This window comes from Streptomyces uncialis, from assembly GCF_036250755.1.
Lineage (GTDB): Bacteria > Actinomycetota > Actinomycetes > Streptomycetales > Streptomycetaceae > Streptomyces > Streptomyces uncialis.
In genome coordinates this window covers 3,908,605-3,929,849 of sequence record NZ_CP109583.1, presented here as the reverse complement: position 1 = coordinate 3,929,849, position 21,245 = coordinate 3,908,605, and the positions used below count along the sequence as shown (strand labels likewise).

At 71.4% G+C, this 21,245-nt stretch carries 16 protein-coding genes, 1 tRNA gene and 1 riboswitch; of the genes, 12 read left to right on the top strand and 5 right to left on the bottom strand.

The genetic code is table 11. The annotated features are described in order from the left end of the window. The first annotated feature begins 112 nt into the window (after positions 1 to 112). The 8 genes from OG711_RS16170 (at position 113) to OG711_RS16135 (ending at position 11,276) form a co-directional block, all read left to right on the top strand. A complete protein-coding gene (locus OG711_RS16170) occupies positions 113 to 1,258 on the top strand; it encodes a transglycosylase family protein (protein WP_329559564.1) in 1,146 nt (381 codons plus the stop codon). Between the two features lie 174 nt (positions 1,259 to 1,432). Then, positions 1,433 to 1,624: riboswitch (cyclic di-AMP (ydaO/yuaA leader) on the top strand. 4 nt (positions 1,625 to 1,628) lie between these two features. Then, positions 1,629 to 2,384, top strand: a complete 756-nt coding sequence (locus OG711_RS16165) for a transglycosylase family protein (protein ID WP_329559563.1) — start codon at positions 1,629 to 1,631, stop codon at positions 2,382 to 2,384. A 1,418-nt stretch (positions 2,385 to 3,802) separates the two neighbouring features. Beyond that, positions 3,803 to 5,083: a phosphopyruvate hydratase gene (gene eno / locus OG711_RS16160; RefSeq protein ID WP_107420614.1), complete on the top strand. Its 1,281-nt coding sequence runs from the start codon at positions 3,803 to 3,805 to the stop codon at positions 5,081 to 5,083. A gap of 88 nt (positions 5,084 to 5,171) precedes the next feature. Next, positions 5,172 to 5,741 carry an FtsB family cell division protein gene (locus OG711_RS16155; protein ID WP_404051768.1) on the top strand — a complete coding sequence of 190 codons (570 nt, stop codon included), beginning with the start codon at positions 5,172 to 5,174 and terminating at the stop codon, positions 5,739 to 5,741. A gap of 112 nt (positions 5,742 to 5,853) precedes the next feature. Then, entirely contained in the window at positions 5,854 to 6,408 is a 555-nt protein-coding gene (locus OG711_RS16150; protein ID WP_329559562.1) for a DUF501 domain-containing protein, read from the top strand. After that, entirely contained in the window at positions 6,405 to 7,346 is a 942-nt protein-coding gene (locus OG711_RS16145) for a Ppx/GppA phosphatase family protein (RefSeq protein WP_266508807.1), read from the top strand. The genes OG711_RS16150 and OG711_RS16145 overlap by 4 nt, the downstream gene beginning before the upstream one ends. Positions 7,347 to 7,884: 538 nt before the next feature. Next, the gene (locus OG711_RS16140) at positions 7,885 to 9,261 is read left to right on the top strand and encodes an NAD(P)/FAD-dependent oxidoreductase (protein WP_073783864.1); all 1,377 of its coding nucleotides are present in this window, start codon (positions 7,885 to 7,887) and stop codon (positions 9,259 to 9,261) included. A gap of 680 nt (positions 9,262 to 9,941) precedes the next feature. Beyond that, positions 9,942 to 11,276 (top strand): cyclopropane-fatty-acyl-phospholipid synthase family protein, encoded by a 1,335-nt coding sequence (locus OG711_RS16135; protein WP_329559561.1) that lies wholly within the window; start codon positions 9,942 to 9,944, stop codon positions 11,274 to 11,276. A gap of 114 nt (positions 11,277 to 11,390) precedes the next feature. On the opposite strand, the gene OG711_RS16130 is transcribed toward OG711_RS16135, so the two are convergent. Beyond that, on the bottom strand, positions 11,391 to 13,925 hold the full coding sequence (locus tag OG711_RS16130) for an ABC transporter permease (RefSeq protein ID WP_329559560.1): 2,535 nt from the start codon (positions 13,923 to 13,925) through the stop codon (positions 11,391 to 11,393). Positions 13,926 to 13,982: 57 nt separating this feature from the next. Beyond that, on the bottom strand, positions 13,983 to 14,753 hold the full coding sequence (locus OG711_RS16125) for an ABC transporter ATP-binding protein (RefSeq protein WP_073783870.1): 771 nt from the start codon (positions 14,751 to 14,753) through the stop codon (positions 13,983 to 13,985). 306 nt (positions 14,754 to 15,059) lie between these two features. On the opposite strand from OG711_RS16125, the gene OG711_RS16120 reads away from it, so the two are divergent. From OG711_RS16120 to OG711_RS16110, 3 genes are all read left to right on the top strand, one after another. Then, positions 15,060 to 15,401 carry a DUF5713 family protein gene (locus OG711_RS16120; RefSeq protein WP_329559559.1) on the top strand — a complete coding sequence of 114 codons (342 nt, stop codon included), beginning with the start codon at positions 15,060 to 15,062 and terminating at the stop codon, positions 15,399 to 15,401. Positions 15,402 to 15,733: 332 nt separating this feature from the next. Further along, positions 15,734 to 15,816 (top strand) — tRNA-Leu (locus tag OG711_RS16115). Between the two features lie 785 nt (positions 15,817 to 16,601). Continuing rightward, positions 16,602 to 17,513, top strand: coding sequence for a Bax inhibitor-1/YccA family protein (locus OG711_RS16110; RefSeq protein ID WP_099285060.1), 912 nt, complete (start codon positions 16,602 to 16,604; stop codon positions 17,511 to 17,513). Between the two features lie 173 nt (positions 17,514 to 17,686). Here OG711_RS16110 and OG711_RS16105 read toward each other — a convergent pair whose 3' ends face one another. Beyond that, positions 17,687 to 17,917, bottom strand: a complete 231-nt coding sequence (locus OG711_RS16105) for a DUF4287 domain-containing protein (protein WP_073783876.1) — start codon at positions 17,915 to 17,917, stop codon at positions 17,687 to 17,689. A gap of 103 nt (positions 17,918 to 18,020) precedes the next feature. On the opposite strand from OG711_RS16105, the gene OG711_RS16100 reads away from it, so the two are divergent. After that, a complete protein-coding gene (locus tag OG711_RS16100) occupies positions 18,021 to 18,332 on the top strand; it encodes a hypothetical protein (RefSeq protein ID WP_266508797.1) in 312 nt (103 codons plus the stop codon). Between the two features lie 179 nt (positions 18,333 to 18,511). Here the strand turns inward: OG711_RS16100 and OG711_RS16095 are convergent, their stop codons facing one another. Together OG711_RS16095 and OG711_RS16090 are read right to left on the bottom strand one after the other, a co-directional pair. Then, the gene (locus OG711_RS16095) at positions 18,512 to 19,411 is read right to left on the bottom strand and encodes a hypothetical protein (protein ID WP_073783880.1); all 900 of its coding nucleotides are present in this window, start codon (positions 19,409 to 19,411) and stop codon (positions 18,512 to 18,514) included. Between the two features lie 373 nt (positions 19,412 to 19,784). After that, on the bottom strand, positions 19,785 to 21,005 hold the full coding sequence (locus tag OG711_RS16090) for an acetyl-CoA C-acetyltransferase (RefSeq protein WP_073783882.1): 1,221 nt from the start codon (positions 21,003 to 21,005) through the stop codon (positions 19,785 to 19,787). Positions 21,006 to 21,245 lie beyond the last annotated feature (240 nt).

Sequence of the window (21,245 nt, the reverse complement as noted above, 5' to 3'; positions counted from 1 at the left end):
GTGATCTGCGCTGCATCGACTTGTGACAAACGTTCGAGAGCCGCTACGTTCACGTCGACCCGGCGGTCCCCACCCGCCGCGTTGCCCCTGACGTCCCACGAAAGGCCCCCGTATGCGCTCCGGGAACGGTCGTCACCGTCGCCCTCGTCAGGCACCCGCTCTGGTCGTCGCAGCCGGGGTCACCGGCTCGGCGATCGCCATTCCACTGCTCGGCGCGACCGGTGCCACCGCCGCTGAGGCGGGAACCTGGGACCGGCTCGCCGAGTGCGAGAGCGGCGGCGCCTGGAGCGCCGACGACGGCAACGGCTTCTACGGCGGGCTCCAGCTGTCCCAGGAGACCTGGACGGAGTACGGCGGGCTCGCCTACGCCACCGGGCCGGACCAGGCCAGCCGCTCCCAGCAGATCACCGTCGGGGAGCGGGTCCTCGCCGCACAGGGTCCCGGTGCCTGGCCCGGCTGCGGTGTCTCCGTCGGCCTCACCAAGGACGCCCCGCCCGCGGACGTCGACCCGGGTGTCCTGCCGTCCGCCGCGGCGAAGCCCGGCGGTTCGGACGGCAAGGCCGCCACCCCGGCCCCTTCGTCCGGTACGTCCGGGAAGAAGGGGACATCGCCTTCGCCGAGTCAGTCGTCCGACACGTCGGGCTCCGCCACGAACACGACGCCCCGCGGGCTCGGCGCCAAGGGCGACGCCCGCGACAAGGAGCGCGCCGCGAAGACCGGTACGGCCACGGAGGCGGCTACGGACGCGTCCCCGTCCGCCGCCCCGACGACCGGGGCGGGCGACGCCACGGCCACGGCCACGGACGAGCCGGAGGCCGGCAAGAGCACGGGCGGTACGGGCAGCACCGACGGGACGACCGCGCCGACCGGTGCCGAGACCTCGCCGGACGAGTCCCCCAAGTCGGAGTCGACGGACGGTGCTTCGCCGAGCGCGACCGCCGACCCGGCCACGGGTGAGGACACCGGCGCGGGCCGCCACCGCGGCGGCCCGGCGACCGAGGAGGCCGTCGACTCCCGTGCCGGTGACCCGGCCGGACGACATGCCTCACGCGGCGGGACAACCCGTGACGAACTGGACAAGTCGTACACGGTGCAGTCGGGCGACAACCTGTGGGACATCGCCGACTCCCAGGGTGTCGAGGGTGGTTGGAGCGCCCTCTATGACGGCAACAAGGGGACCGTCGGGACCGACCCCGACCTGATCCTGCCTGGCCAGAGCCTTGATCTGGTGCCCGAAACAGCCAAGAAGAAGCTGTAGTTCGCACTGAATGTCCGCTTTTGGCGCATGGGGCGGAAGTGAGACATGAGTCTCACCGGCCGGGGTGAGCTTTGAATTCCGGCCGCGCCCATGCGTACGGTCAGGACCGCTCGCCACTGCGGGCACCGATCGCCGTCACGCCGAATCCTGCCGACGGAGGCTCGGGAACACTCGACGCGTAAAGCGCCGTAGGCAGGAGCGGGGGACCCAAGGTAAGCGCCGGGCGCGACCGTTCACGGAGTCGACAGGACTGCGGGACACGGAAGCCGACCGGCTAGGGGTGGAGCCGCGCGCCAGACGCGCGGCCGGGCAACTCATTCGGCCCGAACCCGACAGCTCACCTCGTAGGCGTCGGTGAGGGGATGACTTCATGCTGCTTTCCGGCAAGGGCAAGCACCGCAAGCCCAGCAAGGCCACCCGTATCGTCGCCCTCGCCGGTGTGACCGGCGCGGCCGTCGCCGCCCCGCTGATGGCCGCGGGCACCGCTTCCGCCGCCACCGCGTCCGAGTGGGACACCGTCGCCCAGTGCGAGTCCGGCGGCAACTGGTCGATCAACACCGGCAACGGTTACTACGGCGGCCTCCAGTTCTCCGCCTCCACCTGGGCGGCCTTCGGCGGCACCGCGTACGCGGCCACCGCCAACCAGGCCACCAAGTCCCAGCAGATCGAGATCGCCGAGAAGGTCCTCGCCGGTCAGGGCAAGGGTGCCTGGCCGAGCTGTGGTGTCGGCCTGTCCGGTGCCGCGTACGGTGGCGGCGCCGCCGAGCAGCCGAAGCCGCAGCCGCAGCAGACCCAGCCCCAGCAGCAGCCGCAGCAGAGCGCTCCCGCGCCGCAGCCGCAGCAGGAGACCGAGCAGCGCGCCTCGCGTTCGCAGGACCGCGCTCCGGCCGCCGCGCCGAGCCAGGCGCCGAAGCCCGCCGCGCCCGCCGAGAAGATCGAGACCCCGACCGGCAAGAAGGTCGAGAAGGGCGACGGCGAGTACAAGGTCAAGACCGGTGACACGCTGAGCGCGATCGCCGACGCCGAGGGTGTCAAGGGTGGCTGGCAGAAGCTGTTCGAGCTGAACGACGACATCGTCGACGACGCGGACTTCATCTTCCCCGGTCAGCAGCTCCACCTGTCCTGATCCCAGGACCCCCGGTTCCCTGAACCATCCCCCACCCGGCCGGGCCGCACCCCGCCCCGGCCGGGAAGCCCGCCCCGACGCACCCGCCCGCGTCGGGGCGGCCCCCTTTCCGGAGCTCCCCCCCCCGCTGGCCGGGCCCGAGGTCTGTCCGGCTGGGCGCACTTCGTTCCTGTGCCGTCGTCCGTGGGTTTCGCGCAGTTCCCCGCGCCCCTTGGGGGCGCGTCCGGTCGGTTCTTCGGGTCGGTGCCGGTCGGGATTCTCCGTCCTCGATCCGACACGCTCGGTACGACGTGTCCTTGCCGGACTGAAGAGCATCGGAGTCTGCGAGCAGAGATTCCCGCCCACCCCCTCCCGTAGCCGAGCGAGTCCGCGAGGAGGGTGGTTTGAACCCCGGCCCCGGTCGCTGACAGCCCGCACCCTGATCGCCGGCCCCAACTGGGCGCCCCCAAAGGGGCGCGGGGAACTGCGCACCCACGAACGACCTGTGCGGGAAAAGTACGCCCAGCACAAGAAACCCAGGGGCGCGGGGAACTGCGCAAAAGACGAGGGCGGACCCGCACCCGAAGAGCGACCGCAAGGGGGCAGCACCCAGGGGCGCGGGGAACTGCGCACCCCCGGGCGGCCCGCACGGGAACAAGTGCGCCCACCCGGACAGACCTCGCAAGCGCGAGCGAAGGCGACCCGCGGGGAACTGCGCAAAGACGAGGGCGGACCCGCACCCGAAGAGCGACCGCAAGGGGGCACCACCCAGGGGCGCGGGGAACTGCGCACCCCCGGACGGCCCGCACAGGAACAAGTGCGCCCACCCGGACAGACCTCACAAGCGCGAGCGAAGGCGACCCGCAGGGAACCGCGCAAAAGACGAGGGCGGACCCGCACCCGAAGAGCGACCGCAAGGGGGCACCATCCAGGGGCGCGGGGAACTGCGCACCCACGGGCGGCCCGCACGGGAACAAGTGCGCCCACCCGGACAGACCTCGCAAGCGCGAGCGAAGGCGACCCGCGGGGAACTGCGCAAAGACGAGGGCGGACCCGCACCCGAAGAGCGACCGCAAGGGGGCAGCACCCAGGGGCGCGGGGAACTGCGCACCCACGGGCGGCCCGCACGGGAACAAGTGCGCCCACCCGGGCAGACCTCGCAAGCGCGAGCGAAGGCGACCCGCAGGGAACCGCGCACCCCCGGACGTACCCGCACGGGAACAAGTACGCCCAGCACAGGAAATCCTCGGAAGCGCAAGCGAAGGCGACCCGCTCGGATGATCCTCCGTCCCCCCATTTGTTTGATCACGGAACAATTTGGTTTCCGTTTGTCCACAGGGCGGCCCGCTGAGTGGCCGACGCCCCGCAGGCCGTTAGGCTCAGGTGCGGCGGGACCACCGGCCCCGCGTACCCGCGTCACATCCCAGAAGGAGATGCTCGTGCCGTCCATCGACGTCGTCGTAGCCCGGGAAATCCTGGACTCCCGAGGCAACCCCACGGTCGAGGTCGAGGTGGGCCTCGATGACGGCAGCACCGGCCGGGCCGCCGTCCCGTCCGGTGCGTCCACGGGCGCCTTCGAGGCCCTGGAGCTGCGTGACGGCGACCCCAACCGCTACGGCGGCAAGGGCGTCGAGAAGGCAGTCCTCGCGGTCATCGAGCAGATCGGCCCGGAGCTCGTCGGCTACGACGCGACCGAGCAGCGCCTGATCGACCAGGCCATGTTCGACCTGGACGCCACCCCGGACAAGTCGTCGCTCGGCGCCAACGCCATCCTCGGCGTCTCGCTCGCCGTCGCGCACGCCGCCTCCGAGGCCAGCGACCTGCCGCTGTTCCGCTACCTGGGCGGCCCCAACGCGCACCTCCTGCCGGTGCCGATGATGAACATCCTGAACGGTGGGTCGCACGCCGACTCCAACGTCGACATCCAGGAGTTCATGATCGCCCCGATCGGCGCGGAGTCCTTCTCCGAGGCCCTGCGCTGGGGCACCGAGGTCTACCACACGCTGAAGAAGGTCCTGAAGTCGAAGGGCCTGGCCACCGGCCTCGGCGACGAGGGCGGCTTCGCCCCGAACCTCGGCTCCAACCGCGAGGCGCTCGACCTGATCATCGAAGCGATCAAGGAAGCCGGTTACGTCCCCGGCCAGCAGATCGCCCTCGCGCTCGACGTCGCCGCCTCCGAGTTCCACAAGGACGGCAAGTACCTCTTCGAGGGCAAGGAGCGCTCCGCCGCCGAGATGACGGAGTACTACGAGGAGCTCGTGGCGGCGTACCCGTTCGTCTCCATCGAGGACCCGCTGTTCGAGGACGACTGGGCCGGCTGGAACGTCATCACCGAGCGCCTCGGCGACAAGGTCCAGCTCGTCGGCGACGACCTGTTCGTCACCAACCCGGAGCGCCTGGCCCGGGGCATCGAGGAGAACTCCGCGAACGCCCTGCTCGTCAAGGTCAACCAGATCGGCTCGCTCACCGAGACGCTGGACGCCGTCGAGCTGGCCCAGCGCAGCGGCTTCAAGTGCATGATGAGCCACCGCTCCGGCGAGACCGAGGACGTCACCATCGCGGACCTCGCCGTCGCCACCAACTGCGGCCAGATCAAGACCGGCGCCCCGGCCCGGTCCGAGCGTGTCGCCAAGTACAACCAGCTGCTGCGTATCGAGGAGATCCTCGACGACGCCGCCGTGTACGCGGGCCGCAGCGCCTTCCCCCGGTTCAAGGGCTGACCCCCTCGGCCGACCCAGTTGCGTCCGTCCCCGCACCCGGTCCCGTACCGTGTGCGGGGACGTACGTACTCACGGGGAGGCGGGACAGATGGCCGTCAAGGACCGGGACCGGTTCTCCACCACGACCCGGCTGCGCCTGCTCGGCGAGCAGACCGCCGCCCGGGTCTACCGCTCCCAGACCAGGCGCCAGGCCCGCCGTTCCCGTCTCACCGGCCGCGCGGCCCTGCTGACCCTGGTCCTGTGCTCCCTGATCGTCGCCCTCGCCTTCCCGATACGGCAGTACGTGTCCCAGCGCGCCGACATCGCGGACCAGCTCCGTGAGCGCGAGGAGGCCCGCGCCCGGGTCGAACAGCTGCGGGACTCCAAGGCCCGCTGGCAGGACGACGCGTACGCCGAGCAGCGGATAAGGGAGCGGCTGCACTACGTGCTGCCGGGCGAGACCGGTTACACCGTGGTCGATCCCCGGGGCACCGAGGAGCGGCGCGCCGACCGCGGCGCGGCGGACCGGGCCTGGTACGCCAATCTGTGGGACGCCCTGGACCGGGCCGACCAGGAGGAGCTCTCCGCCCGGACCCGTCCGGAGCCGCCCGAGCCCCCGGCGCCCGCCGCGGACCGCCCGTCCGGTACGTCGCCCCGTCCGGCGCCCGCCGCCCGCTGAGGGCCGGGTCCGTACCACTCCCGGCCACCGGCCGGCCTCAGCACCTCCGACCAGCAGCCCCGCCCCCGTACCCCGGCGGGCGGGGCCGACCAGGAAAGACACACCTCCCCGCATGCGAACCTCTCCGCCGACCACCGCGCGCACCGAGCCGACCGACGCCGATGTGGCCGCCTTCCAGCAGCAGCTCGGACGGCCGCCGCGCGGGCTGCGCGCCATCGCGCACCGCTGCCCCTGCGGTCAGCCGGACGTCGTGGAGACGGCGCCGCGGCTGCCGGACGGCACCCCCTTCCCGACGCTGTACTACCTGACGTGTCCGCGGGCGTCGTCCGCGATCGGCACGCTGGAGGCGAACGGGGTCATGAAGGAGATGACGGACCGGCTCGCCACGGACCCGGAGCTGGCCGCCGCGTACCGGTCGGCGCACGAGGACTACATCCGGCGCCGCGACGAGATCGAGGAGCTGACGGGCTTCCCGAGCGCGGGCGGTATGCCCGACCGTGTGAAGTGCCTGCATGTGCTGGTCGCCCACTCGCTGGCCGCGGGACCGGGCGTCAACCCGCTCGGCGACGAGGCCATCGCGATGCTGCCCGAGTGGTGGAGCAAGGGCCCGTGCGTGGTGCCCGCGCCCGAGCCGTCGGCCGCGCCGGCCGCCGGGGGGCAGGCGTGACCAGGGTCGCCGCGATCGACTGCGGCACCAACTCGATCCGGCTGCTGGTCGCGGACGCCGACCCGGCGACGGGTGAACTGGTCGATCTGGAACGGCGGATGACGATCGTCCGGCTCGGCCAGGGTGTGGACCGTACGGGCCGGCTGGCGCCCGAGGCGCTGGAGCGGACGTTCGCGGCGTGCCGGGAGTACGCGGCGGTGATCGAGGAACACGGCGTGGAGCGGCTCCGTTTCGTGGCGACCTCCGCGAGCCGGGACGCGGAGAACCGCGACGAGTTCGTCCGCGGGGTGGTGGACATCCTGGGCGTGGAGCCCGAGGTCATCACCGGCGACCAGGAGGCCGAGTTCTCGTTCACCGGGGCGACCCGTGAGCTGACGGGCCGCGACGACCTCGCGAAGCCGTATCTGGTGGTCGACATCGGTGGCGGTTCCACGGAGTTCGTCGTCGGCGCGGACCATGTCCGCGCGGCGCGCTCGGTGGACATCGGCTGCGTCCGGATGACGGAACGCCACCTCGTCCACGACGGTACGGTCAGCGACCCGCCGTCCGAGGCGCAGATCGCGGCGATCCGCGCGGACATCGAGGCGGCCCTGGACCTCGCCGAGCGCACCGTGCCGCTGCGGGAGGCCCGCACCCTGGTCGGGCTCGCGGGTTCGGTGACCACGGTCGCCGCGATCGCCCTGGACCTGCTGGAGTACGACCCGGCGGCGATCCACCACGCGCGCATCCCCTACCACCGCGTCGCCCGGATCACCCACCGCATGCTGACGTCGACCCACGCCGAACGCGCGGCGATCCCGGTGATGCACCCGGGCCGCGTGGACGTGATCGCCTCCGGCGCCCTGGTGCTGCTGGCCGTCATGGAACGCGTCGGCGCGACGGAGGTCGTGGTCAGCGAACACGACATCCTGGACGGCATCGCCTGGAGCCGCGCGTAACCACGGCACCCGGGCGGCCGGGGGTCGGACGGGGTCAGAGGCTCGGCGTACTTCACGCGGCGCGGCCCGGAGGTGTTCGGAGAGGTCCGGGCAGGTCCGGGAAGGGGTGTCTTGTCGTGAGCATGTGAGCGCGCGCGGGTGCCGTTCGAGCGGCCCCGCGGCCCCTTCCGGGGGTGCTCGGCGGGGGTCCGTCAGGAAAGTTCGTGAAGTTCTTCACAAGGAAAAGACCCCTGCTGAGCGCCATATTCGGGCCGGGTGGACGCCGGGGTGGGTCCAAGGTCCCGAGTCGGGGCGTCGTGGGGTGTTCCGGGCGTGTGACACGCGTATGCGCGAGAGGTTTCGCGGGGGTGGCCCCGAGGGCCTGCGGTGCAGCTCAGACGGTGTTGACAAGGGCTTCACAACGTACCGCCGGCGGCCGGGGTTCCCCCGGCTCCGCATGACCTCCGTCACGTGGGGCGCGTAGTGTAGCAGAGGGTCCGGGCATGCTTGTGAAGGGGCGCACTAAGTACCCCTCCCTGTCCGGTGGATACTCGATGCCATGAGCACCACGGAGCGTCCCAGGATTCTCGTAGTAGGCGGTGGGTACGTAGGTCTGTATGCGGCGCGCCGCATTCTGAAGAAGATGCGGTACGGCGAGGCGACGGTCACGGTCGTCGACCCGCGCTCGTACATGACGTACCAGCCCTTCCTTCCCGAAGCCGCCGCCGGCAGCATCTCTCCGCGGCATGTCGTCGTGCCGCTGCGACGTGTGCTGCCCAAGGCGGAGGTCCTCACCGGCCGGGTCACCACCATCGACCAGGACCGCAAGGTCGCCACCGTCGCGCCGCTCGTCGGCGAGGCGTACGAGCTGCCCTTCGACTACCTGATCATCGCGATGGGCGCCGTCTCCCGGACCTTCCCGATCCCCGGCCTCGCCGAGCAGGGCATCGGTATGAAGGGCATCGAGGAGGCCATCGGCCTGCGCAACCACGTCCTGGAGCAGCTCGACAAGGCCGACTCCACGACCGACGAGGACGTCCGCCGCAAGGCGCTCACATTCGTCTTCGTCGGCGGCGGCTTCGCGGGCGCGGAGACCATCGGCGAGGTCGAGGACATGGCCCGGGACGCGGCCAAGTACTACACCAGCGTCTCCCGCGAGGACATGCGCTTCGTCCTGGTCGACGCCGCGGACAAGATCCTCCCCGAGGTGGGTCCCAAGCTCGGCAAGTACGGCAAGGAGCACCTGGAGGGCCGTGGGGTGGAGATCTACCTCAGCACCTCCATGGACTCCTGCGTCGACGGCCACGTGGTGCTCAAGAACGGCCTGGAGGTCGACTCCAACACCATCGTGTGGACCGCCGGTGTGAAGCCGAACCCGGCGCTCGCCCGCTTCGGTCTGCCGCTCGGCCCGCGCGGTCACGTCGACACCGGGACCACGCTCCAGGTGCAGGGCAGCGACTACATCTGGGCCGCGGGCGACAACGCCCAGGTGCCGGACCTCGCCGCCCGCAAGGCCGGCGTCGAGAACGCCTGGTGCCCGCCGAACGCGCAGCACGCGCTGCGGCAGGCCAAGCTCCTCGGTGACAACGTCATCTCCGGGATGCGCGGCTTCCCGCAGAAGGAGTACAGCCACGCCAACAAGGGTGCTGTCGCGGGCCTCGGTCTGCACAAGGGCGTCGCGATGATCGTCATGGGCAAGTTCAAGATCAAGCTCCGTGGCCGTCTCGCGTGGTACATGCACCGTGGCTACCACGGGCTGGCCATGCCGACCTGGAACCGTAAGATCCGCGTCTTCGCGGACTGGACGCTCGGTATGTTCCTCAAGCGTGAGGTCGTCTCGCTCGGTGCGATGGAGACTCCTCGTGAGGAGTTCTACGAGGCGGCCAAGCCGACGCCTCCGCCTGCGGCGAAGAAGGAAGAGAAGCTCAGCGCCTGATCCTTGCGTCATCGTCTGGGGCCGTCCGCCATCCGTGGTGCGGACGGCCCCCTTCGCGTCCCGCCACCCCGCGTTTCCTGTGCTGGGCGTACTCCGTTCCCGTGCCGACGCTCAGTGGTTTCGCGCAGTTCCCCGCGCCCCTTTGGGGCGCGTTCTGTCTGTTCTTCGGGTCGGTGCCGGTCGGGATTCTCCGTCCTCGCTCCAAGAGGCTGCGCGAGGAGGAGGGTTCAACCCCGGCCCCGGTTGATGCCAGCCCGCAGCCAGCGACACCCGCAGCCTGAGGACAGCCCCAGGTGGGTGCCCCTTCAGGGGCGCGGGGAACTGCGCGAAAACGAGGACCGGCCCGCCCCCGACGAACTACCCGAAGGGGCAGCATCCAGGGGCGCGGGGAACTGCGCACCCCACGAGCGACGGCACAGGGACAAGTCCGCCCAGCACAGGTGACCCAGGGGCGCGGGGAACTGCGCACCCACGGACGACCCGCACAGGGACAAGTCCGCCCAGCACAGGGAACTCGGAAGCGCGAGCGAAGGCGACCTGCGAAGGCGACCCGTTCCGCCACCCGGACGGTGCTGGCGGGATTTGTGCGCCACGAGGAATCAACGGGACTGAAACCCCCGCACACCGGTGTTTACGTGGTGAAGAGCCGTTCGACGGCCCCGCACCACGGAGGCACACCGATGCAGGACACCGCCCTCAGACTGAAGAACCTCACGGAGCGCCTCCTGGGCGCCCCGCTCCCGCTCCGTATCCGCGCCTGGGACGGCACGGAGGCGGGCCCCCCGGCCCCCGCCCCCGTCCTGGTGATCCGTCACCGCCGCGCACTGCGCAGACTGTTGTGGAAGCCGGGGGAGCTGGGCCTGGCCCGCGGCTGGGTCGCGGGTGACCTCGACCTCGACGGTGATCTGTACGAGGCCCTGAACCGGCTCGCCGGTATCCTCTGGGAGCGCCCGGAAGGCGCCCCGGGCCTCACCCACGCCCTGCGGGACCCCGGGTTCCGCACCGCGGTCCGCGGCTTCGCCGCCCTCGCGGGGCCCTTCCCGCCGCCACCTCCACCTCGTGAGGAACGCCGCGGCCGCGGTCGGCTGCATCTGCACACCCGCCGCAGCGACAAGCAGGCCGTCAGCCACCACTACGACGTCGGCAACGACTTCTACGAACTCGTCCTCGGCCCGTCGATGGTCTACTCGTGCGCCTATTGGGACACCCCCGGCCGGGGCGGCGGCACCCTGGAGGACGCCCAGCGCGACAAGCTCGAACTCGTCGCGCGCAAGCTCGCCCTGCGCCCAGGCGCGCGTCTGCTGGACGTGGGCTGCGGCTGGGGCTCCATGGCGATCCACGCGGCCCGTGAGCACGGCGCCCAGGTCGTCGGGATCACCCTGTCGCAGGAGCAGGCCGCATACGCCCGTAAGCGGGTCGCCGACGAGGGGCTGACGGACCGGGTGGAGATCCGGGTCCAGGACTACCGGGACGTCAGGGACGGGCCGTACGACGCGATCTCCTCGATCGGGATGGCGGAGCATGTCGGCGCGGAGCGGTACCTGGAGTACTCCCGGCATCTGCACGGCCTGCTGCGGCCCGGCGGACGGCTCCTGAACCACCAGATCGCCCGTCCGCCGCGCACCGACGAGACGGCTTACCACGTGGACGAGTTCATCGACGCGTACGTCTTCCCCGGCGGGGAACTCGCCCCCGTCGGGACGACCGTCGGGCTGCTGGAGCGGGCCGGGTTCGAGGTCCGGGACCTGGAGTCGATCCGGGAGCACTACGCCCTCACCCTGCGCGGCTGGGTCGCCCAGCTGGAGGCCCACTGGGCCGCGGCGGTCCGCCTCACCTCACCGGGCCGGGCGCGGGTGTGGCGGCTCTACATGGCCGCGTCCGCGCTGGCCTTCGAACGCAACCGGATCGGCGTCAACCAGATCCTCGCCGTCCGCACCCCGGAGTCGGGCGCCTCGGGTCTGCCGCGCCGCCCCCGGGTGTGGACCGAGGAGGGCCCGCTGCCCGCGACCGGCTGAACCGCGACCCGCGCGCGGAGACGGTCGGGCCGTACGACAGGGCCCCGGCGCCGGGATGTCCGGTGCCGGGGCCCTGGGAGCGGCCTGCCGGGAGGGGGGGGTGTCCCGAGGCGGCTACTCCGTCTTGATGGCCGTCAGCATGTTCAGCCTGGCGGCGCTGCGCGCGGGCCACATGGCGGCGAGGACGCCCACCAGTCCGGCCAGCAGCAGGAACAGTCCGATCCGGCCCCACGGCAGGATCAGCTCGTAGTCGGGGATGCTGCCCCTGATCGTCTCGCCGATGGCCCAGCCGAGGAAGGCGCCGAGCACGATCCCGACGAGCGCGCCGAACAGCGAGATCACGATCGCCTCCAGCCGGATCATCCGCTTCACCCGGGCCCGGTCCAGACCGATGGCCCGCAGCATGCCGATCTCCTGCTGACGCTCGAACACGGACATCGCGAGGGTGTTGACGACCCCGAGGACCGCGATGATCAGGGCCATCCCGAGCAGGCCGTACATGATGTTCAGCATCATGTTGATGATGCCGCTGAGCATCTCGCGGATGTCCTGCTTGTCGGAGACGGTGATCCCCGGGTTGTTGCCGAGGGCGTCGACCAGGGCCTGCTCGTTGGCCGCGGTCTCACCGCCGTCCATCTTGACCCAGATCTCGCGGATGTCGGGCTTCTCCTCGTAGGGAGCGAGCATCTCGCGGGGCAGGACGTACGGGGAGACGAACTCGTTCTCCTCGACGATCGCGCCGATCGTCAGCTTCTTGGTGTCCTTCTTGCCCAGCCCGTCGAAGGTGACGGGGACCGTGTCCCCGGCCTTCCAGCCGTTGCTGTCGGCCGTCTTCTCGGCGACCGCGATCTGCCCCTTGGCGAGGTTGCCCATGGAACCGGAGACGACCGGCAGGTTGAAGACCTTGTCCACCGCGTCACCGGACACCCCGGACGCGGCGACGTCCTCGCCGTCGACCTTCACGAAGGACGCCTGCTGCGGGGAGATGGCCTTGACGCCCTTGGCCTTCTTCATCGCGGTGAGCGCCGACTCGTCCAGCGCATGGCCGCTGGACATGGTGACGGAGTAGTCGGCGCGCATGTTGTCGGTGGTCGTCCGGTCGATGGCCTGGCCGATGGTGGCACCGAGCACGGTCAGACCGGTGACCAGGGTCAGTCCGATGGCGAGCGCGGAAGCGGTGGCTCCGGTACGGCGCGGGTTGCGGACCGCGTTCTGCGCGGCGAGCTTGCCGGCGACCCCGAAGCCCCTCGTGAGGAACGGACGGATCACCGCGATGACCGGGTGGGCCAGCTGCGGGATGAGGACGATGACACCGATCAGGGCCAGGAACGCGCCCAACCCGATGATCATGCGTCCGGACCCGCCGTCCTCGGCGGCGGCACCGGCGGTGATCGCCACGGCACCGGCCGCGGTGAGGACGGCGCCGATGATGTTGCGGACCAGCAGGGACTTGGCGGACGCCGTCGCGTGGACGCTGCTCATCGCGGCGACCGGCGGGATCTTCGCGGCGCGGCGGGCGGGCAGCCAGGCGGCGAGGACGGTGACCGCGACCCCGACACCGAGCGCGGCGAGCACGGCGGTCGGGCTGATGACGAGCGGGCCGGCCGGGATCTTGAGGTCGAAGGAGTTCATGACGGAGCGCAGGCCCGTGGCCAGACCGAGGCCCACCCCGAAGCCGACGATCGAGGCGAGCACCCCGACGACCAGCGCCTCCATGATGACCGACCGCTTGACCTGCGGCCGGGAGGCGCCCACGGCCCGCATCAGGGCCAGCTCACGGGTCCGCTGGGCGACCAGCATGGTGAAGGTGTTGGCGATGAGGAAGACCCCGACGAACAGCGCGATACCGGCGAAGGCCAGCAGCATGGTGTTCATGCTGCTCATGCCGGACTCGATGTCCCTCGCCTCGTCGGCCGCCCACTCGTCGGCGGTCTTGGCGACCGAGTCCTTCGGCATCAGCGGCTCGACACCGTCGAGGATGCGGTCGGCGGACGCACCGGACGCGGCGGCGACGCTGAGGGAGTGGAAGTAGCCGGGCCGCAGGTACTGCTCCTGCGCGACGGCGGTGTCGAAGAGGACGAGGCTGCCGCCCGCGTTGACCGCGCCGTCCTCGGTGGTGAAGATCCCGGCGAGGGCGAACTCGCGCACCGGTCCGGTGGTCGCGACCCGCACGGTGTCACCGACCTGGTAGTTCCCCTTGTCGGCGGTCGCCTTGTCCAGGGCGATCTGGCTGCCCTTCACGGGGCCGTCGCCCTCGGTGAAGTCGTAGGCGGTGTCCTTGCCGTCCTTGCCCGGGGCGAAGTTGCTGCCCCTGTTGGACCAGCCCACCCCGATCAGCTTGCCGTCCTCGTCGGCGACCCCGGCGAAGCCGGAGGCCCGGCCGGTGACCCCGGTGACCCCGTCCAGGCCCTCGATCTTCTTCAGGGCGGACGCCGGTATGCCGGCCTCCTGCCCGTCGCGGGCGGGTGACTCGACGGCGACGGCGATGTTGTCGTAGCTCTTGGCGGACTGGTTGCGGAAGGCGTTGCCGAGGGTGTCGGTGAAGACCAGGGTGCCGGAGACGAACGCGACGCCGAGCATGACGGCGAGCACGGTCATCAGCAGCCTGGCCTTGTGCGCGAGTACGTTGCGCAAGGCGGTACGGAACATGTGGTGTGTGTCCTGTGGTGGGAGCCGGGGGGCCGGCTGGCTACGGGGCGTCGGGGATCAGCTGGTGCGGCCCTTGGCGTCGAACGCCTTCATCCGGTCGAGGACGGCGTCGGCGCTGGGGCTGAGCAGCTGGTCGACGATGCGGCCGTCGGCGAGGAACACCACGCGGTCCGCGTAGGAGGCGGCGACCGGGTCATGGGTCACCATGACGACGGTCTGGCCCAGCTCGCGCACCGAGTTGCGCAGGAAGCCGAGGACCTCGGCGCCGGAGCGCGAGTCGAGGTTCCCGGTGGGCTCGTCACCGAAGATGATCTCCGGCCGGGAGGCCAGGGCGCGGGCGACGGCGACGCGCTGCTGCTGGCCGCCGGACAGCTCGGTGGGCCGGTGGCCGAGCCGGTCCCGCAGACCGACCATGTCGATCACGGACTGGAGCCACAGCTTGTCCGGCTTGCGGCCCGCGATGTCCATCGGCAGTGTGATGTTCTCCAGCGCCGTCAGCGTCGGCAGCAGGTTGAACGCCTGGAAGATGAAGCCGATCTTGTCCCGGCGGAGCTGGGTGAGCTGCTTGTCCTTCAGCGTCCCCAGCTCGGTGTCACCGATCCGCACCGAGCCGCCGCTGAAGCTGTCCAGCCCGGCCACACAGTGCATCAGGGTCGACTTGCCCGAGCCCGACGGGCCCATGATCGCGGTGAACTGCCCCTGGTGGAAGTCGATGGACACCCGGTCCAGTGCGACCACCTTGGTCTCGCCCTGGCCGTAGACCTTGCTCAGATCCGCGGCCCGAGCGGCCACGGCGGTGGCCCGGTCGGCGATGGGGGTGGTGGTCACGGGAGGACGCTCCTGTCGGATCGGCGGGTGATGACTCCATCGTCGCGGCCGTCCCGCCGTCTGTAGTCAGCCGTTGTTCCGGTTCCGGGGACAGCCTTCGGTCGGACCCCGCGCCGTGCTGTCATACCTGGGGATGACCCCCGACCCCGACCCGCTACGCCTTCCGGCGGGGGGCGGCGGTCGGCCGGGAGCCGTTTCCCCTGGTGGGCGCGGTGCCCGGGCGGCGGCCCTGTCAGTGGGGTGGTGCAGGGTGACCGATGGACGCGCCGTCCGGGCCGTCCGTCCGCAGCGCGACAAGGAGCCACGATGCCGGTCACCGACTGGACGATCGACGGGTACGAGCCACTGGGCGGGATGTACGACGACCCGTTCTTCCCGGACCACCTCGTCGACCGCGGCAAGGCGATCCTGCACCGCTTGTCGACACGTATCGCCGCCGCGCCGCCCGCGGACCTCACCGCCCTGTACGCGCTCACGGCGGCGGCGACCGAGGAGTTCAACGCGCTGGAGACCGCGTTCGACGAGGCCGGCAGCGAGCTGGAGACGGTGGCCCGGGAGGAGATCGGCGAGGCGTTCCACATGCTGGCGCTGGCGCACGGCTACCAGGACGCGGACCCGGAGAAACTGATCGCCGCCCGCGACTGGTGACCCGCCGGACGGCGGGTGCGGGGAGCTGGTGAAGATCACGCGAAGGGTTCGCGGGGGCGTGTGGGGGGCGATCATGAGCCGTTCCGCGCGCCCCCGTGGCTGAAATATCATGCGCGCGGCTCGGCGTTTCACCGCGCGGACGGTGAAATTCCGTCATTCCGTACGGGTCTTGGGACCCCTCGGGGAGGGCGGTGTTCTGAGCGGGTACGGCCGCCGCGCGTGTCTGATGCTCCCTCAGACCTCAATAAAATCAGACAACATCGGGCTGGGCGTCGGCTGTTCGGGCTACCCGTCCGGATAGGCTCAGACCACTCGAAGCGCAGCCATGGCCTGCCCGGATGGTGGAATGCAGACACGGCGAGCTTAAACCTCGCTGCCCCACGCGGGCGTACCGGTTCAAGTCCGGTTCCGGGCACACTCCTTCACAGTCCCTCCTCATCAGGAGGGGCCGCCCGGTATCCACCGGCACGGAGGCCCACGCGCCCGCCGTCGCAGCGCACGGGCCGCGCGCCCGTCGCGGGCAGGGCTCATCACCGCCCGGGACGAGGCCGGGTGACGGCTGGTGAGTGTGACTGTTCGTGACGTGACGAGGCGTGAGATGCCTGATTCTCCGGTACCCGTATCAGTTATGTGTGTGATGTCTGCGGCGTGCGTGATGTCGGCGGTGTCGGGATTGTCGTGGCGCCGGTGGGTGTCGGGGATGGTGCCCGGTGCGGTGCGGTGCGGTGCGGTGCGGTGCGGTGCGGTGTCGGCGGGGCTGGCGGAGGCTTCGTGACGCTGTGGTGCCGCTCCTCGTCGCGGTCCCTGTGTGTCGCCGCCTCCGCTCGTCGTGCGTGGCCCCCGCCGTGTGCGGACCCCCGCCGTGCGAGCGCGTGCCCGGGCGCGATCAGGTCGGGTCACCGCCGTACCGCTCCCCGGCTCGGCCGTACCGCTCACCCGCCCGGCCGTGCCGCCCGCCCGAACGGCGGAGCGGGCCCCGTGTGACGGGGATGACACCTCCCGAGGGTGACCCGGTCCCGTTCCCCCGTGTGAACCCGGCGGAACCCGGGAACCCCACGGAAGGACGCGGGAACACACGGCGACGGCCGTACGTTCCTCCGTAACGGAAGGGGAAAGATCCTCCCTAGGCACTAGGAGGGATGCTTTGCCCGCACATTACTCTTGGGTCAAGGCCGCGCACGGCGGCCACGGAGGAGTGAGATGAGGAGCAGTAACCCGGTCTTCTCGCGTCGGGGGTTCAGCCGCGACAACGGCTACGCGGGCAACAGTGCCGCGCCGCAGGCCGGGGGACCCGCCGTCCAGACCCAGGGCAACCCGTACGCGCAGGGGGCGCCCGCGCAGACCGCGCCGACGAACCCCTACGCCCAGAACCCTTACGCCCAGCCGGACGGCCTCCAGGGCTCGGGCCCGCAGGCCCCGGCCGGCGCCGCGCGCATGACGATGGACGACGTCATCATGCGCACGGGGACCACCCTCGGCATCCTCATCGTCACGGCCGCGCTCGCGTGGGCGCTGCTGCCGGTCGACGACGCGAACATCGCGCGCTCCATCGGTGTCGCCGTCGTCGCGGGTCTCGCCGCGATGGTGCTCGGCCTGGTGCAGTCCTTCAAGCGCAAGGCGTCGCCCGCGCTGATCGTGACGTACGCCGCCCTGGAAGGTGTCTTCCTCGGCGTCATCTCCAGCTTCGTGGACAACCGCATCGCCGGTGGCGCCGCGATGCAGGCCGTCATCGGCACCATGGCCGTCTTCGCGGGCGTGCTCATCGCCTACAAGGCGGGCTGGATCCGCGTCAACCGCCGGTTCTACGGCTTCGTGATGGCCGCGGCGCTCGGCTTCGTCCTGCTGATGGCCGTGAACCTGCTGTTCGCGGTGATCGGCGGCGGTGACGGCCTCGGCTTCCGCAGCGGCACGCTCGGCATCATCATGGGCATCGTCGGTGTCCTGCTCGGCGCCTGCTTCCTCGCCCTGGACTTCAAGCAGGTCGAGGACGGCATCGCCTACGGCGCCCCCCGCGAGGAGGCGTGGCTGGCGGCGTTCGGTATGACGCTGACGCTCGTCTGGATCTACATGGAGTTCCTGCGACTGATCGCGATCCTCCAGAGCAGCGACTGACCGGCGGCGACCGGTAGCGCGGCGACCGACAGGTCGTACGCGAGCCGCTTCGGCGGTGGAGCCCGGCGACGGCCCCGCGAACCTCGGTTCGCGGGGCCGTTCCCCGTTCGGTGGCCCACCGGCCGCCGGCCGATGTGTCCCGGGCCGGTGGCCGCGACAGCGCGACGGCGCCGTCAGCGCAGTTTGCGTGCGGCCCTTCTCAGGTCGTACTCGTGGATGATCGCCTTCGCGTGGCCGTGCGCGAGGTCGTGCTCCGAACGCAGCCAGCTCACCTTCTCGTCGAAGCGGAAGAAAGCGGGGCCGTCCTCGACCGTGCGAAGCCACTCGGAGACTTCACGGCCGGTGCAGTGCGGGATTCGGGCGAGCAGGTTGCGGTGGGTCTCCTCGGAGAAGACTGGTGGCATCGGCGCCTCCGGACGCGTGCGGAATGGTCCGTCCTGTCCCGTCACCGTGCCTGAGAGCCCCGGCGTTGGCAACAGTGCCGCCCGGATCGCATAAGGTCGCACCGTGCTTGATACGACGCCGCTGACCGCCGCCGTGGACCGCTTCGCCGACCATCTGCGGGCCGCCCCGCAGAGCCGCCTCCAGCGCGGTGCGGCGGCCGAGGCACTGGGTCTGGCCAGGGAACTCTCCGCCCGCGCGCAGCACGCCGAGGACCCGGAACGCGAGCCGCGCCGGATGCCGGACGCCGGGATGTTCGCCGTCGCCGACCAGATCACCGTCGCCGGACGGGACCTCGCGGTGGTGCTCCGGGAACCCGGGGAACTCGCGGAGGCGGTCGCGCTGGTGGAGGAGGCGCAGAAGCGCGCCGGGGTGTGAACGGGCCGCCGTGCGCGCCCGTCGCCACGCGGGCGCGCGGCACGCGGCACGCGGAGGGCGGAGAGCGCAGGGGCGACGCTCGGCGCGGGGCTTGAGCACGGGGGTCCGGAGGGACCCCCGGTGCGCGGTCCAGGGCACGGGCCACGGGCCCGGAGGGACGGGCCCGGCGCGGGCGGCGCTCAGAGGGACGCGATGACGCGGTCCGCGAGGACGTAGACGGTCTCGGTGCCGCAGGAGAAGGTCAGCGCGTACGCGCCGGCGATCCCGGAGCCGCCCAGCAGGAACGGCGCGTCACCGGCGCGCAGCGCCTGCGCGAGGCGCTCGGCGGTCTCCCGGTGGCCGGGGGTCATGCACAGGGTGGTGCCGTCCTCGAAGACGTATACGTCGAGGGTGCCGAGCGGGCCGGGCCGCACATCGGCGAGCGCCGCGCGGGTGGCCGCCAGTTCCTCCAGGCACAGCACCGTGTGCTCATGGTCGCCGCCCGCCGTGAACGGCGGCTGGGTGGCCTGCGAGGGCACGAAATCGGGGTGCGAGGGGTGACGGCGGCGGGCCGCGGCGAGTTCGGGGGAGTCGCCGGGGTGGCTGTCGGGCGCGGGCTCGGGGCCGGTGAGGGTCGCGGTCTCGGTCAGTCCGTCGGGGATCTCGGCCTCGGGGCCCTCGGCGAACTCCGTGCCGGACTCGGCGAGGAGGTCGGGCCCGTCGGACTCGGTGACGGGGGTCAGACCCACGAAGTCGGTCTGCCGGGGCAGGAACAGCTCGTCGGTCGGCAGTCCGAGCAGGGACGGGGCCTCGGAGGCGTCCCGGGCCTCCTGCGCGGCCCAGAAGGCCCGCGCCTCGGCCATCTCGCGCTCCCGTTCCTCGGCGAGGGCGGCGGTGACCGCCGCGCGTATCTCCTCGGTGTCGGCGGTGGTCCGGGCCGCGGGCACCAGCGCCCGCGCGTCCGCGGCCGGCCGCTGGGCCAGCTCGGCGCGCAGGGCGGTGATCTGTCGGCGCAGCCCGTGCACGGCGTGCAGGGCGGCGGCTCCCACGGCCGTGGCGGCGGCAGTGGTGACCAGCAGAACAAGGGGAATGGCGCTCACGAAGTACTCCCGGTGTCAGTCGACCCCCGACTTCCTACCTCAGCTTGAGGTGCGGACCCGCCATCTGTCAGTGCATTACGTCACGAAATGGACAGGTTTCCGAGGTCGGGTTTACCCGAGTCCCAAGTGTGAGCTGCGCGCGCGCCCCTCTCGCGGGAGATACATCACATCCTGAGGGAGATTGGGTCACGATTCGATCCGTGCGCCCCGGGGCGCGTTCCGTGACGGGGCGGGTGCCCGACGCGCGCCCCGCCCGTCACCGCGCCTGTCGCCCGCCCCGTTCCCGCGCCCGCCCGTGTCCCGCCCTCGTGTCACGCCTCGTGCCCCGGCTCGGGTGCGCGCCCCGCTCCGGCGCGTGCGCCGGGGCGGTCGCTCAGCTCAGACGCTCGATGACCATCGCCATGCCCTGGCCGCCGCCCACGCACATCGTCTCCAGGCCGAACTGCTTGTCGTGGAACCGGAGGCTGTTGATCAGCGTGCCGGTGATCCGGGCGCCGGTCATCCCGAAGGGGTGCCCGACGGCGATGGCGCCACCGTTCACGTTCAGCTTGTCCAGGTCGATCCCGAGCTCACGGTACGAGGGGATCACCTGGGCGGCGAACGCCTCGTTGATCTCGAACAGGTCGATGTCGTCGACCGTGAGTCCCGCGCGGGTGAGGGCCTGCCTCGACGCCTCGACCGGGCCGAGGCCCATGACCTCGGGGGAGAGCGCGGAGACCCCGGTGGAGACGATCCGGGCGAGCGGGGTGAGCCCCAGCTCCCGGGCCTTGGTGTCGCTCATGACGACCAGCGCGGCGGCGCCGTCGTTCAGCGGGCAGCAGTTCCCGGCCGTGACCAGCCCGTCCGGGCGGAACACCGGCTTCAGCCCCTCGACGCCCTCCAGGGTGACCCCCGCGCGGGGCCCGTCGTCCTTGGCGACGACCGTGCCGTCCGGTGTGGTGACCGGGGTGATCTCCCGCTCCCAGAAGCCCTTGGCGAGCGCCTGTTCCGCGAGGTTCTGGGAACGCACGCCGAACTCGTCCATGTCGCGCCGGGTGACGCCCTTCCAGCGCGCCAGGTTCTCGGCGGTCTGCCCCATCGCGATATAGGCGTCCGGGACCACGCCGTCCTCGCGGGGGTCGTGCCAGCCGGAACCGGTCGACTCCGCGACCGCCGCCGTCCGCGCCTCGGCCTCGGCGAAGAACGGGTTGTGCGTGTCCGGCAGGCTGTCGGAGCTGCCCTTGACGAACCGGGACACCATCTCGACACCCGCCGAGATGAAGACATCGCCCTCGCCCGCCTTGATCGCGTGCAGCGCCATCCGGCTGGTCTGGAGCGACGAGGAGCAGTAGCGGGTGACCGTACAGCCCGGCAGCCGGTCCAGACCCATCTGTACGGCGACGATCCGCCCCAGGTTGTTGCCCTGCTCGCCGCCGGGCAGACCGCAGCCGAGCATCAGGTCGTCGATGTCCCCCGGGTCCAGCTCGGGGACCTTCGCGAGGGCCGCCCCGATGATCGTGGCGGTCAGGTCGTCGGGACGCAGATCCTTCAGCGAGCCCTTGAAGGCACGGCCGATGGGGGAACGGGCTGCGGAGACGATCACGGCTTCGGGCATCGGGGGTTCTCCTTGCCGGGGGGCGCGGGGTCCGGTTCCCGGCCGTGCGGGCGCGGGTCCGGTTCCTCGGGTGGCTGTGCTCGTGAAGCTACCGTCACGTAGCGCGGTGGTCACGGGTCCGGGACTGTGACCCGGGCCGCACTTTCCAAGCGCTTGCTCACCCTACTCCGGCGCGCTTCGTTCGTTCTGTGGCTTGTGGCTTGTGGCTTGCTCCCGTGTCCCATGTCCCGTGTTGCTTGT